General features: G+C 62.0%; 11 protein-coding genes. All 11 read left to right on the top strand.

Annotated features, from left to right (window positions below; all coding sequences use genetic code 11):
• The first annotated feature begins 506 nt into the window (after nucleotides 1–506).
• The 11 genes from ACAty_RS14285 (at nucleotide 507) to ACAty_RS14235 (ending at nucleotide 13,233) form a co-directional block, all read left to right on the top strand.
• The gene (locus ACAty_RS14285) at nucleotides 507–1,634 is read left to right on the top strand and encodes a hypothetical protein (protein WP_004867717.1); all 1,128 of its coding nucleotides are present in this window, start codon (nucleotides 507–509) and stop codon (nucleotides 1,632–1,634) included.
• Nucleotides 1,635–1,763: 129 nt separating this feature from the next.
• Nucleotides 1,764–2,801 (top strand): ribonucleotide-diphosphate reductase subunit beta, encoded by a 1,038-nt coding sequence (locus ACAty_RS14280; protein ID WP_004867720.1) that lies wholly within the window; start codon nucleotides 1,764–1,766, stop codon nucleotides 2,799–2,801.
• A gap of 66 nt (nucleotides 2,802–2,867) precedes the next feature.
• The gene (locus ACAty_RS14275; RefSeq protein WP_040131460.1) at nucleotides 2,868–3,218 is read left to right on the top strand and encodes a hypothetical protein; all 351 of its coding nucleotides are present in this window, start codon (nucleotides 2,868–2,870) and stop codon (nucleotides 3,216–3,218) included.
• 101 nt (nucleotides 3,219–3,319) lie between these two features.
• A complete protein-coding gene (locus ACAty_RS14270) occupies nucleotides 3,320–3,886 on the top strand; it encodes a DUF6094 domain-containing protein (protein ID WP_082179322.1) in 567 nt (188 codons plus the stop codon).
• Nucleotides 3,887–4,021: 135 nt separating this feature from the next.
• On the top strand, nucleotides 4,022–4,387 hold the full coding sequence (locus ACAty_RS14265) for a helix-turn-helix domain-containing protein (protein WP_014003854.1): 366 nt from the start codon (nucleotides 4,022–4,024) through the stop codon (nucleotides 4,385–4,387).
• Nucleotides 4,387–5,721: a type II toxin-antitoxin system HipA family toxin gene (locus ACAty_RS14260; RefSeq protein WP_004867732.1), complete on the top strand. Its 1,335-nt coding sequence runs from the start codon at nucleotides 4,387–4,389 to the stop codon at nucleotides 5,719–5,721. The genes ACAty_RS14265 and ACAty_RS14260 overlap by 1 nt, the downstream gene beginning before the upstream one ends.
• Nucleotides 5,722–6,118: 397 nt before the next feature.
• Nucleotides 6,119–6,739, top strand: a complete 621-nt coding sequence (locus tag ACAty_RS15005) for a hypothetical protein (protein WP_051620892.1) — start codon at nucleotides 6,119–6,121, stop codon at nucleotides 6,737–6,739.
• 193 nt (nucleotides 6,740–6,932) lie between these two features.
• Nucleotides 6,933–8,972: an ATP-dependent helicase gene (locus tag ACAty_RS14250; protein WP_040131375.1), complete on the top strand. Its 2,040-nt coding sequence runs from the start codon at nucleotides 6,933–6,935 to the stop codon at nucleotides 8,970–8,972.
• A 166-nt stretch (nucleotides 8,973–9,138) separates the two neighbouring features.
• A complete protein-coding gene (locus ACAty_RS14245; RefSeq protein WP_004867740.1) occupies nucleotides 9,139–9,711 on the top strand; it encodes a hypothetical protein in 573 nt (190 codons plus the stop codon).
• Nucleotides 9,712–9,841: 130 nt separating this feature from the next.
• Entirely contained in the window at nucleotides 9,842–11,002 is a 1,161-nt protein-coding gene (locus ACAty_RS14240; RefSeq protein WP_040131374.1) for a hypothetical protein, read from the top strand.
• Nucleotides 10,972–13,233: a DEAD/DEAH box helicase gene (locus ACAty_RS14235; RefSeq protein WP_051620890.1), complete on the top strand. Its 2,262-nt coding sequence runs from the start codon at nucleotides 10,972–10,974 to the stop codon at nucleotides 13,231–13,233. Before ACAty_RS14240 ends, ACAty_RS14235 begins: the two co-directional genes overlap by 31 nt.
• The last annotated feature ends 2 nt before the right edge of the window (nucleotides 13,234–13,235 follow it).

The raw sequence follows: 13,235 nt of genomic DNA, 5'->3' as shown, positions 1-13,235 counted from the left end.
GTTATGGTTTATCGTTAAAAGAAAAAATCAGATATACAGGATCAAGACATATAGCCATAGATACTATTAAAACCGCCTGGCTAATGATTGGCCAAATTTCGCTTGGTGATTCAGACTATTTTTAATTAACTCATATAAATCAGATAGTTAGATTATAACCGTGAAAATGCGAACGCCGTGGCCAGCTTTGTTGACACAGGAGCTCATATACTGTTGTATAGATAAAGTGCTATGCATTATATTCACACTTAGCGCCTGCTCAGTCGAACACTGAATACGGGCACCAGGAGGCATAGATGAGGACGTAAGAAGAGATACAGAAAACATCAAAGGCTAGGGTCTTGGAAACCCCAGCCTCTGACTTTGGTACCTGAGATACGGACCGCTCTAGCTGGACACTGGAGCAAACCGCTCAAAAGAATTGCAACCCAGAACAGCTGCAATTTTTTCAAAAGAGCGAATCCGTGTCAAGGGAGAGGTTTTGCCCAAAATCATGGAGATTCGCTATGGCACCTCCTGCAGTCGTTCTGCGCGCAATGAACACCTTGCGCCACACCGCCTTGCCCGACCTTGGCCGGACCGAGCAGTCCGTCCTCATCGAGCTGCTTTCTTACGTCTCCCTGCGCAATCCCAGGGAGCCCGTGCACCCTCGCGCCGCGGTTCTGGCGGAAAAACTCCATCTGGCCTGCGTAACCGTGCGGCGCGCCCTGGTCCGGCTCCATCGCTCTGGCCTGATCGAACGGTTCCATCAGGAACACTCCGAGCGGACGGGGAACTTTCGTACCGTGCGCACCCGAATCTCCGATTCGGTCTTGCAGATCGCAGGCCTCCTGCAGCCCGGCGAGCCGGTTTCCGCCCTGGCCGAGCCAATCCCGCCACACACCACACTCCCAAAAAACGCGCCACAGGCCGTTACACAGGCTTTGAGCGCCACCGAGAGCGCCGGGCAAAACCTGCGCTCAGACACCACCGAACAGGCTATCCACGGGGATGGCTTGGATACACGGCCGTGTATCTCAGAGATACACGCTATAGAGAACACAACCATTAAGAACAAAATCAGTAAAAGCACAGTCGCGAACGCGCGCACGCACTTTGCCCGAAAGGATACGTTGCCTGCGGATCTCCAGCCTTGGGTCGATCGAGGCATTGCGCCTGCGGTACTCGCAACAGGCATGAAGCGGGCTCGGGAGGCAGGCACGACCCTAAGCGCGGTGCTGCTCGCCATCGGTGAGCGGTTACGGCAGGCTACACACCCGCAAGCCTACCTCTTGGGCACCTTACGGCGTATGACCACCGGTGACGAGCCGGTCTGGGAGACCAAACGCCCTGCCACGACGCTATCGCCGCAGGAAGCGGCGCTGCGCGAAAAAGCCGAGGCCCAGGCCGCGGCGAACCTGGAAGGGCATTGGTTCACGGATGGACAGCGGTTCTATCGTCCGGTTGGAAGCCTTTGCGAGGTGTACGATGGACCGCCTGTCGATGGAGAACGGATGCGGCCAGAGCGCGCCCCGGTCCCAACCAGCCGTCTGCAGAAGTGGCTCGCCGCCGGTCGCGTGACGACCTATGCGGTTCCCCGTCAAGACCACGATGTGTCGCTCTTGCGAAAGGCCTTAACGGGATGTATGGTATAGGCTCTTACCACCATCCAGTATTCTGGAAAACCGCCGTTTGGTACCGGCTGCGCAATACGGTCTTTTCTCGCCTTCGAGAGAAGATCCAATCCCGTTATATCGTTCGTACAATCGACCAAGGAGTTTTCCATGGAAAACCTCGCGACCGCGCGCGTCCGCGTTGAGGACAAGCGCATCATCAATGGCCGGGCCGACGTGAATCAGCTCGTGCCCTTCAAGTATCAGTGGGCCTGGGACAAATACCTGGCCGCCTGTGCCAACCACTGGATGCCCCAGGAAGTGCAGATGGCACGCGATATCGCGCTCTGGAAAGACCCCAAGGGCCTGACCGAGGACGAGCGGCGCATCGTCAAGCGCAACCTGGGCTTTTTCGTGACCGCAGACAGCCTCGCGGCCAACAACATTGTGCTCGGCACCTATCGCCACATCACGGCGCCCGAGTGCCGGCAGTATCTCTTGCGGCAGGCCTTCGAAGAGGCCATCCACACCCACGCCTATCAGTACATCGTCGAGTCTCTGGGGCTGGACGAGGGCGAGATCTTCAATATGTACCACGAGGTCCCGTCGGTACGGGCCAAGGACGAGTTTCTCATCCCGTTCATCGAAACCCTCGCGGACCCAGACTTTCAGACGGGGACCCGGGAGAACGATCAGAAACTCCTGCGCTCCCTGATCGTCTTTGCCACCATCATGGAAGGCCTGTTCTTCTACGTCGGATTCAGCCAGATTCTGGCCATGGGCCGGCAGAACAAGATGGTGGGGGCAGCGGAGCAGTACCAGTACATCCTGCGCGATGAGTCCATGCACTGCAATTTCGGCATCGACCTCATCAACCAGATCAAGCTGGAAAACCCGCAGCTCTGGACGGAGGGGTTTCAGCAGGAAATCGTCGGGCTCATTCGCCAAGGCGTGGAGCTGGAGTGCGCCTACGCCGACGACACCATGCCCCGGGGCATACTCGGGCTAAACGCTCCGATGTTCAAGGAGTACGTCCGCTACATCGGCAACCGTCGTCTCAGCCAGATCGGCCTCAAGCCGCAGTGGGAGAACGTGCAGAATCCCTTCCCATGGATGAGCGAGATGATGGATCTGAAGAAGGAGAAAAACTTCTTCGAATCGCGTGTCACGGACTACCAAACCGGCGGAGCGCTCTCCTGGGACGACTGAACGGTCCTTTCCTCGAGGTGCTTCGCGTACTATGCTGAAAAGGAGAATGGACCCATGGGGTCACCAATGATCGACAAACTCGAAATGTCCAAAGACCTTGTCCGGAGTGGAATGGATCGAGAGCAGGCAGAAGGGGTCGCTAACGCCTTCGAAAAAGCCATCCGTGGCGTTCTCGCCACGAAGGCCGATCTCGAAGTCGCCTGCACACGCCTGGAGAGCGGCATTCGGCAGGACATGGTGAAAATGGAAGTCGGAATCCGGCAGGATATGGCCAAGATGGAGGCTGGAATCCGACAGGATATGGCTAAGATGGGCCAAGACATGGCTAAGATGCAGGCTTCGCTCATTCGTTGGATGTTCGCGATGTGGATTACCGGTATCGGCGTCTTGACGGCCGTCCTGGAGTTGAAGCCATGATCGAAGGTTCGGACACCAAACCCTAATAACCGGCTTTTCCGCCGGTTTTTTATTACCCAAAACCCGCACGATCGTCGCGCGGGTTTTTTGTTGGAGGATCTATGCAACCCGTGAACAACCTCTCCAGAGGTTCACAGAAAGACGCCAATATCGCGAGACTTGGATATTGGCCAACGGATCGCGAGACCATTGAGGCGATCACCAAAAAATTGGTCGTACAGCCGGGAACGCCGGTGCAGCTGTTCGACTGCTCCTGTGGGAAGGTCGATGCCCTGGCGCCGGTCGCCAGCGCCTTGCAAGCCATGGGGGCCGAAACGTCCCTGTGGGGCATCGAGCTGCACGACGAGCGTTTTCAGACGGCGCACAGCTATCTCAACGCGCGGGGGATACCGGGATCGGTGCTTCATGCCGATGGCATCTCTCCCGACGTATCGATATCGGAAAACTGGGCGTCTGTATCGATATTCAATCCGCCCTACGGGGAACAGCGGCACGAGCGCGATGGGCAGATCATCACGGTGCGCCTCGAGCGCATCTTCTGGACCAAGCACATCGCCCGGACGAAGCGTGGCACCGGGATAACGGTAGCCATTCTTCCGACCCAGTTGTTCCGCGCCGATCCCAACCTTACCCGTATGATCGGGCGGCATTTTGTCATGGTTTACTAGGACTCCGGCTGGGGCCCAGCGCGTCGAACGCCCAACACATCGCCAACGCCACGTCCTTAGCGCCATTGTCCGATGTTTCTTTATGCTGTACAAATACGCTGTTAAGGCATTTTACGAGCTTCTATATCCATGGTTATGCGATCCAAAGCCCCCGCCCCATCTGCCCGGTACGCGCTCAAGAAGCTCGGAGAGGACCTGTCGATCGCGCGCCGCCGGCGACGCATGACCCAGCAACGGGTAGCCGAGGGCGCGGGGATCGATGTTGGAACGGTTCGTCGTCTGGAACAGGGGCACCCCAGCGTGTCTCTGGGATCCCTGGCCATGGTCTTGGTCGTCTTGGGAGAGACGGAACGGCTCGCGCAGCTCCTGGATGTGGGTGCCGATGACTTGGGGCTGGCCTTGAGTGTCGAAACCCTGCCAAAGCGCGTCCGCAGGCCGCGCAGCGCGACGGCGGCTGGCATGAATGCTGTGCCCCCCGCGGCGGACGATGGGGCGTTCTAATGAGCGACGCTCGCGTCCTACAGGTTTGCATCGGTGACCCGGCCATCGAGGTCGGCACGCTATGGCTATCCTCCGCTGGCGGGCGAAACTTTTCGGCATTCCAGTACAGTGCGGCCTGGTTGCGCCATCCTCGGGCTTTTGCCTTGTCGCCGGATTTGCCCCTGTCCTCGGAAAAGTGGTTCTTCCACGGCGATCCGCAGGTGGCCCACGGTAGCAGCCTGCCGCCGCCCCTAGCCGATACCATTCCCGATGCCTGGGGACGGGGCCTGTTGCGCAAGGCCCGCGGCCTCTCTCGGGATCCAGACGAATTCACCCTCCTCACCGACGTCGACGATGGGAGTCGTCTGGGGGCACTGCGGCTCCGGGAGAGCGAGTCGGGACCGTTTTTGGCCGTGGCCCAGGACGGTGCAGGGCGGGTGCCGCCCCTGGTGGACCTGAACAGCCTAGTCACCGATATCCACCGCATCGAGGCGGCGCATCCGGACCGTGAGGTCCTCCAACGACTGCTCGGGAGCAGTGCCTCCCTCGGTGGTGCGCGCCCCAAGTGTACGGTGCGCAAGCCTAATGGTGACCTGGCGCTTGCCAAGTTCACCTCCCGTTTCGATACCCATCCGGTGGAGAAAGCGGAGGTCCTCGCCCTGCGACTGGCGCAGGCCTGCGGCATTGCCGTTCCTCGCGCGGAACTGGTTTTCACCCAGAATACCGCGGTGGCGGTCCTGGACCGCTTCGATCGAGATGGTCCACGCCGCATTCCCTATCTGTCTGCCCAATCCTTTCTCGGGCTGTCCTCTGCCGTCGGGGGAACCTACGTCGACTTCGCCGAGCAGCTGCGTCGGTTCTCGGGCGATGTTCCTCGCGACCTCCGGGAGTTGTTCGCTCGGGTCAGCTTTACCATCCTGGTCTCCAATGCCGACGATCACCTGAAGAACCACGGTCTGTTGTACCGCGGTGCCGGTGGCTGGCGTCTATCCCCGATGTTCGACGTCAACCCTGCCCCCGAGCGGGATCGACGGCTCAAGACGGCCATCCTGGATCCGAGGGATACCCGGGCTTCCCTGGGGCTATTGCTCGAGGCCGCGGAGTTTTTTGAGCTCGAACAGGATACTGCTCGTTCCCTGGTGGTGGACCAGGCCGAACGTATTGCCGGCCTGTGGCGCGATGTCGCCCGCCGGTGTGGGATGACCACCAGCGAGATCCGTGAATACGAGCCCGCCTTCACGCACGAAGAGTCCGCCTTTGCCCGATCGTTGGGCAGGACGCAGGCGAGCGCGGCCGGCATCTCAGAACCTGATCCCCGTGCTCCAGCGCCTCAGAAACGCCAGCGCAAGGAATGACTCGTAGTCTCCAAGACCGACCGCACAAAGGGTACACCGGAGCACACACTGGACCGGAGGACCAATCCATGACGCTAGGCTCGTATAGCAGCCGTGAAAACAGCGAAAATGCTGCGACGAATGCACTGACGCAAACCCAACGGGTGCTTTGTCGCCCTTCACAAGGTACACGGGAACTGCTATGCCATCGGAAAAGTCCTTAGGAGCGCACCATCGAGCCGTGTGAGTAGAGTCTTTGCGTGCGCTGGAATGCCTACCGGCAGAGGGCCAAGGAAAACGACCGTCAAGGCAAGCGTCGGGGGCGGTGCAAGTGCGCAAGGAGAGCTGAACCATGAGAAAACGACCTAGTGCATACAAACCGCAGCGGGGAGCGTCAATCAAGGAGCCCCCGGCTCCTTTGGCAGGCGCGCTGGCTTGGGGGTTAGTACTGGTGTTCATCACAGGCATTGCCAATGCGGGCATCATAGGCAGTCCGGGGAAAGCGTGTGCCTTGTTGCGGGAGCACGCTCAGCCGGGCTGGCTGGCCAGCAAAACCATGGCGCTGAAACTATCGCGCTATCGCCGTCCCTTGTACGTAGATCCGTCTCCGGTGATTGCCCAAGTCGGACACATACCCGACCTGCCCTATCTGACGGGCATCCCCGGAAAGCACGGTTGTGTTGCGGTCTCTCCAACCTTTCTCGGCACGTCGGAAACCCGCCTAGATCGCGAATGGCTCTGGCTGATCGGGATTGCTGGGACAGCACACCCCCACGCCTACCAATCCGCCGTAGAGGCTGCCAATAACCCCGTACTGCGCCGTGTCGCAGGTTGGTTTGGTATCGGCGGAAACATCGCCAAGCGGGCGGTGTTGGCAAGCGAATGTCAAGCTACACGCTGGTTGCCGGAACCAGCGTTGAAGGAATTCCAGCTAATCGCAGCCGATCTTGAGGGGAACCACTATCTGCCCACCGAGGAGCAGCAAAAGAAAACCATCGAGAAATGTCGTGCAACTGCCACGGGTGAGGGTACGCCCTAAGCTGCTTGGCAGGAACGTAACACCGAAAAGCATATGGTGGACCCGGCGCTGTGGTCGAGAATGAATCCCGGTCTGGTCCTAGACAAGCCCCTGAAATTTCCGCAGGGTTTGCCGGACAAGGCCGCATAGCCCTTTTTCTCGATATGGCCTCCCCTCGCGGGAGGCCTTTTTTGTTTTGTGCTAGCATGTTCCCATGCTCACCGACGAACAGATCGCTATCGCGCAACATCGCCGCGGCCACGCGCTGGTTCGCGCGGTGCCGGGATCGGGCAAAAGCACCGCCGCGCGCCACCTCATCGCCCAGCACGTACGGGCGGGATGGACCGCGCCCGAACACATCCTCACGGTCTGTTTCAACGTCGACGCCGCCCGGGATTTCGGCGCGCAGCTGACCGCCCTGTTGCGGGAATCGGGGTGCGACACCCCGCCGCTGGTGGTGAACCTGCACGCCCTCGCGTACCGGCTCCTGCGCGGTCTGGTCCGGCAGGGGCTTGCTCCCCCGCGCAAACTGGTGGACGATAGCCAGGAAGATTTCTGGCGCGGTCTGGTGGCGTTGTCCCTCTCCCGCGCCGATGGTATCGCGCCCGGCGAGATCCCTCCCTCGGAAATCGACCATTACCATTTGTGGATTGTACAAACGAAAGCGCGGCGCGCGAGCCCCGATCGCGCCGATCTCGCGTGGTGCCAGGCCCAGGGGATCGAGGACCCGGCGCACTTCTATCGGGTGTTTTCGGCCTTTGAGGAAGAGCGTCTGCAGGCCGGGGCTATGGGTTTTGACGACCTGATCGGCGATCTGCTGGACCTCGCCCTGCGCGATGGTGCGGTGTACGACCAAATTTCCGATCACTACGATCTCGTCGTCGTCGACGAGTTTCAGGACATGACCCGCGCGAACCTCGACCTCATCCGGGTGCTGGCCGGGGATCGCGCATCGGTCGTGGCCATCGGCGACGACGATCAGAGCATTTACGGCTTTCGCGGGGCCGATCCGGGCCTCATGGTGCGCGAGTTCGGTATCTTTTTCCCACGGTTCACCTCGTACACGCTGAGCGGCACCTTTCGCTATGGGCCGTTGCTCTGTCGCCTTTCGAGCGAGTTGATCGCCCAGAACGACGAGCGTCTGGACAAGTGTGCCCGGGCGGCGGGCGACCAGGACACCGAAGTCCACCTGATGTTCACGCCGGACGAGGCGCAAACCGTCGGTGAGATCGTCGCGTACGAGCAGGGCCGGCGGGCGGGTGCCACCATCGGGATCCTGGTGCGGGCCTACCACCAGACTGTCCTGAGCGAAATCGGCCTGCTGTACGCCGGAATCCCCTACCGGATCGAGGGTGCCGAGCCCTTCTTCGACCGGCAGGACGCGCAGGCGGTGGCCGGATACCTGGCGCTCGCCACGGGTGCTTTGGACGACCAGCGCGGATGGATCCCCGCCGAGCGCGCCGCTACCCTCGCCCGGGCCCTGCTCCTTATGCCGAATCGTTATGTGCGCCAAACCGACCTCGACCGTGCCGCGGCGTGGGTTGCCTCCGGACGGCCGTTTCGCGATTGGGTGTGGGAGCGATGCCAGGAGGCCATGGCGAGCGAGGACGGTTACTCTCAGCGGCTCGGCAGCCAGCTCGCCCAATTGTTGCGCGACATCCGGCACCTTTCCCAGCTCAACCGCGATGCCGCCGGCGACTTCATTCGCGCTTTTTACGGCTACCTCGGCCTGCGGCGGGAAATTGGGCTGGGTGGCGCGGTGCGCGGGACGGAGCGCGCGGCGGTGTACGAGGTGCTGGCCGATTTTGCCGACCGGCGCGGGTTTTCGGTGGCGGAACTGCAGGACTATCTCACGCGCCTGTCCGCCCGCTATGCCCAGGCACAGCGCAGCCGGCGCCGGCCGACCGTTGTGATCACGAGCTGGCACAAGACCAAGGGCGCCGAGTTCGACGCGGTGATTCTCCCCGACCTACGGGCGGGCAAGTCGCCGTTGGTGTATGGGGAGATCGAGCCCGACATCGCGGAGGAGCGGCGGCTCTTTTTCGTGGCCATGACCCGCGCCAAATCGGCGCTCTATCTGCTGGCGCCTGAAGATCCCGCGCTGTATGCCAGCGTTTCCGGACTGCCCACGCCGCCTACGGCGCAAAGCGGCGAACGCGCCAGTCCCTTTCTCAGCGATATTGGCGATTGGGACGGGGTTCGCGTGTGGGCGGACGGCGCCTTTCTTGACGCTGTTCAAGCGTTTTCGCCATAATCTGGGCTTACACCGCCTTCATCTTCGATGAGAAACGCTCCTTGGCACGAGCGACGCAATAGCCGCCTTTGGCGGTATATCCATACCCACTCCCCCGCACGGGCGATCCTTTGCCCGTCGGGCACGAGGTCCGCCTTTTTGGGGATTTCTTCAGGAGACCGTTATCATGCCGTACGCGGACCACAATCTGCTTTCGATCGCCATCCTCATCATGATCCTCGCCTTTTATGGTTCGGGTCTGGCTTTGGGTGGCGTTATGCTCTATCGCTATCTGCGCGGCAATCCCAACCGATTGGCCGCCGCAAAAATGGGCGCAGGTCATCTCGTCGTCTATTTTGGGCGGCATCTGATCCTGGCTCTGATCGCGCTGGTTTTGGCGATCTATTTTTTACCGGGTCTGGTGTATCCCGCGCTCGTCACGGGCAGTTTCCTGTTCGCGTCGGGTGCCTGGCTCTTGTTCCTCTTTGGGCTCAGCAAGCCCTACCTGCGCGATGCGGCCTTGTCCCTGCGCGGTAAGCCGGCCCCGGCCCAGCCGAGCTTCAACGCGACCTGGACTGCGAGCATCCAGCAGCCCGGTAGCACGGTCACACCGGCGCCTGCGGTGCCCGTGTCGGCCGTGTCCGCTCCGGCTTCGGGTTCCGCTGGTGGTGCTTCCCAGGCCCCTGCGGCACCGCAACCGACCAGCACCCCGGTAGCGCCCGCGACGCCTCGCAAACTGCGGGTGAATACCAAAATCTAACTCCCATCCCTGCGAATACCGGCTGATCTTTCAGCCGGTTTTTTTTATGCCCGGAATACGCAAAAAAGCTGTACGCCCGAAAAATTGTGATATACTTTTGTTCGTACAAGCAAAGGTTGGAGTCGCCCTTATGGAAGCCCAGAATGTCGTGTCCATTCGTACCTTGCGGGACATTAACGAGGTCCTTGTGGAAAACAACCTGAAGGAAATCGACGGAGAGGAACACCGGCGTTTCCGCACGCACAGCGAACTGTCCGCGACCTTGCGACGCGCCGTGGTCTTATTGGCGAACAGCCATACCGCGCGCGACAAGGTGCTGGCGGTACAGCAAATACGGCAGGTGCGCGAACGGATCGCCAAGGCTCCGGTCGAGGCACAGAGCGCCCCGGCTGCGGAACGCGCGACCCCGGCAACCACTCCGGCAACGGAGCCGGCCGCAGCCGCGCCGCGCACGACGTCGGTGACATCCCGGTCCCGGGTGGAACCCGCAACCCTACGCGAGCCCCGGACGCCGGATCGGGTGGTGTTGGCGACGGACACGGTGACGGATGCGGACCTGCGCTATATCAGCCATTGTGCCTATGGCGCCAAGGCGGCCTTGTCCATGGCGCTCGCGAAGTCCAAGGAATCGGATAACCGGCCGGGCTTCTATACCATCCTCATGGAAGGTGCCGACGTGGTGGACCCCCAGGCCCGTCCCCGGATCTACGATTGGCAGAACCGCATTTCCATCATGTTTACCAAGGCGGAGCTGGTTGCGGTGGCCGCCGTCTTTTACGGCTACCTGCGTGAGTGTTCCTTTTCGTCGCACGGCCCGGCGCACGACAAGGGCTTTTTCCTCGAGCGCAAGGATGGCGGTATCATCGCGCGCATGAACGCGACTGGCCGCAGCCTTACGGTGAAGATCGCCGCCCCCGATATGGTCTACATGGGCGGCCTGCTCACGCGCCAGATCCGTGCGGAGTATCCCTGGCTCGACAACGAAGCCCTCACGGGCTTGTTGCGCGGTGCCTTCGCCGCGACCCCGCCCCTGGCGAACGATGGTCCCCGGTCGGCGACGCAGCCGGGGAGCGCCGCCCGAGAGGGTAATGGCGCGCGCCAAGGTAATGCCGCCCGCCAGGGTAATGCCGCGCGCCAAGGTAATGCCGCCCGCCAGGGCAACGCGCCGCGCGGCCCGCTGGCCGATCAGTGCGCGAGCTGTGGGGCCGACGTTGACCAGCGCGTCCGCGACTACAGCCAGCAGAAATACGGGCAGACCTTGTGCCTTCCCTGCCAGAAGCAGCGCCACTGAGTTCCTCTGCCTTGCGGGAGCGCCTTCTGGTGCGCCCGCTGCGTTACGAAGATCGGCGTTTCCCGCAACCGGCCCGGCACGTCGACCCCGGTACGACCGCCTTGCTGCTCGGCGAAATCGTGCAGGTCCGTTCCCAATCCCGTTTTCTCAAGGTCGTCCTGCGCGATTTGTGCGACCTCGGTTCCGCTCAGTTCCAGGCCACCTTTTTCCACTACCGGCGCTGGCACACGGATTTGCTGACTCCAGGCGCTGCCTTTGCCTTTTTGGGTAAGGTCGGCAGCTTTCAGGGAACGGTGGACCTGCAGCAACCCGCCATTCTCGATCGCACCGAGATCGGGATGATCCTGCCCATCTATCGGCGCCGCGGGAAACTCGGGACGGCGGATATTCGGGCGGAGATTCTGGGAGTGCTCGCGGGCGCGAGCGATGCGGATCTGGCGTCCATCACCTCGCCCTGGGTGCGGGAAGCGCTGGCCCAACACGGAACGCTCCCAATACCGCAGGCGGTGCGGACGATCCACGACCCGGAAGACCCGCGCGTGCTGGCGCGCGCCCAGGAGACGCTCGCCCGCATGGAAGTCCTCGAGCGCGTCGAGGCCACCTTGCGGCTGCGCGAAGCCCGCCAGCAGACCCCGGGGGTACAGGTTCACGTCAGTGCCGACGAAATGGCGCGATTTGCGGCGGAATTGCCCTTCGCGCTCTCGCCGGGCCAGCAAGCCGCCCTCGAGTCGGTGCGCGAAAAACTCGCTTCCCCCTATCCGGCCAAAATTCTGCTCATGGGCGGCGTGGCCTCGGGCAAGACGGCCATCTGCCATATCGCCGCCCGGGCCACGGTCTACGGCGCCCGTGAGGGGCGCAACAAGGTCCTCATCGTTGCTCCCACCCAGATCCTCTGCCAGCAGCTCTTTTCGACCTTTTCGGCCTATTTTCCGGCGGTGCGCGCACACCTCGTGGTCGGTGCTAAGGGCAAGAAAAAGGCCCTGCCCGAAGCCGACGTGTACTTTGGTACCCATGGGCTTTTCAATCGCGGCCTCGACTGGTCGCGGGTCGGTACCGTGATCTTCGATGAAGAGCACCGCTTCGGTGCCCAGGTGAAGTTCGGCACGGTGCCGATGGAGGCCAACCGCATCTTCATGTCGGCCACCCCCATCCCGCGCAGCTTGTCCCTCTACCTCTTTGGCGATATGGATCTTGTGCGTATCGCGGGCCGTCCCCACGACCGCCGGGTAGTCACCCGCGTGCTGACCCGCGATGAGGGGCGCGAGGCCCTGGCCGCCGTGCGCGATACCCTGGCTGCGGGTCGCAAGGCCATCGTCGTCTACGGCGCGATCCGCCGGGAAGAAGAGCCCACAGCCGTGGACTGGGAGCGGGCGTACTTCCTGGCGTCGTTTTTCCCGGGCGATCGAGTGCTGCCCCTCGATGGCGTCACCGATCTGCGCTCGGCCTGGGAGTGGGCGCGCATGCACGACCCCGACGAACTGCAGCGTTTCTATCGCATCAACCGGCAGTTTTCCGCCGCCAGGATTCTGCGGCCGGGCGACGGCTCCCCGCCGCCCCCCTTCCCCATCCTCGCCTACGACAGCGACAGCCCCGACAGCCTGTTCGTGTTACCGCGCTCGGCCTTGCTCACGGTCGATGCCAAGGGGCGGCGCAAGGCCAAGGCCTGGGACGTGCTGGTGGACGAGATCCGGGCGGGGTTTTATGAAAGCCGGCCGCTGGTGCGCGAAAGCCTCTACCGCGCCGGGAGCGACCTCGAGAAGGCCGTGGGCGTGTGGGAACGGCACTTCCCCGGACAGGTGGAGGTCGTGCATGGCCGGATGAATGCGGCGCAGAAAGCCGCAGCCATCGAGGCCTTTGCCAGCGGTGCCAAGCCGCTGATCGTGGCCACCTCGATCGTCGAGGTCGGTATCGACGTTAAGGGTGTTGATTGCCTGGTGTTGGCTAACGCCGACCGCTTTGGTACCGCCTCCCTCGTGCAGTTGCGCGGCCGCGTCGGGCGCAGCGGTGAGGCGGGCTTATGTCTACTGGTCTGTCCTTCCGACACGGGATCCGATTACCAGCGCCTGCAGGCCTTCGCCGAAGAAACCGACGATCTGCGTCTGGCGGAGATGGATTTTCGGGAGCGGGGCTGGGGCCAGGTGCGCGGCAAGGCCCAGTCCGGAAGCGAGACCGTGTTCTTCGATCTGCGCAAGCACGGTCGCTTGCTGGAAGAGATTGGACGGGATAGCTGAGT

This window comes from Acidithiobacillus caldus ATCC 51756, from assembly GCF_000175575.2.
Taxonomy (GTDB): Bacteria; Pseudomonadota; Gammaproteobacteria; order Acidithiobacillales; family Acidithiobacillaceae; genus Acidithiobacillus_A; species Acidithiobacillus_A caldus.
The sequence above is the reverse complement of the archived record's forward strand: the minus strand, read 5'-3'. Positions and strand labels throughout refer to the sequence as shown.

Coding starts and splice junctions, on each gene's coding strand:
- ACAty_RS14285 (WP_004867717.1), top strand. CDS start 507: ATGGCACCTCCTGCAGTCGTTCTGCGCGCAATGAACACCTTGCGCCAC.
- ACAty_RS14280 (WP_004867720.1), top strand. CDS start 1,764: ATGGAAAACCTCGCGACCGCGCGCGTCCGCGTTGAGGACAAGCGCATC.
- ACAty_RS14275 (WP_040131460.1), top strand. CDS start 2,868: ATGATCGACAAACTCGAAATGTCCAAAGACCTTGTCCGGAGTGGAATG.
- ACAty_RS14270 (WP_082179322.1), top strand. CDS start 3,320: ATGCAACCCGTGAACAACCTCTCCAGAGGTTCACAGAAAGACGCCAAT.
- ACAty_RS14265 (WP_014003854.1), top strand. CDS start 4,022: ATGCGATCCAAAGCCCCCGCCCCATCTGCCCGGTACGCGCTCAAGAAG.
- ACAty_RS14260 (WP_004867732.1), top strand. CDS start 4,387: ATGAGCGACGCTCGCGTCCTACAGGTTTGCATCGGTGACCCGGCCATC.
- ACAty_RS14250 (WP_040131375.1), top strand. CDS start 6,933: ATGCTCACCGACGAACAGATCGCTATCGCGCAACATCGCCGCGGCCAC.
- ACAty_RS14245 (WP_004867740.1), top strand. CDS start 9,139: ATGCCGTACGCGGACCACAATCTGCTTTCGATCGCCATCCTCATCATG.
- ACAty_RS14240 (WP_040131374.1), top strand. CDS start 9,842: ATGGAAGCCCAGAATGTCGTGTCCATTCGTACCTTGCGGGACATTAAC.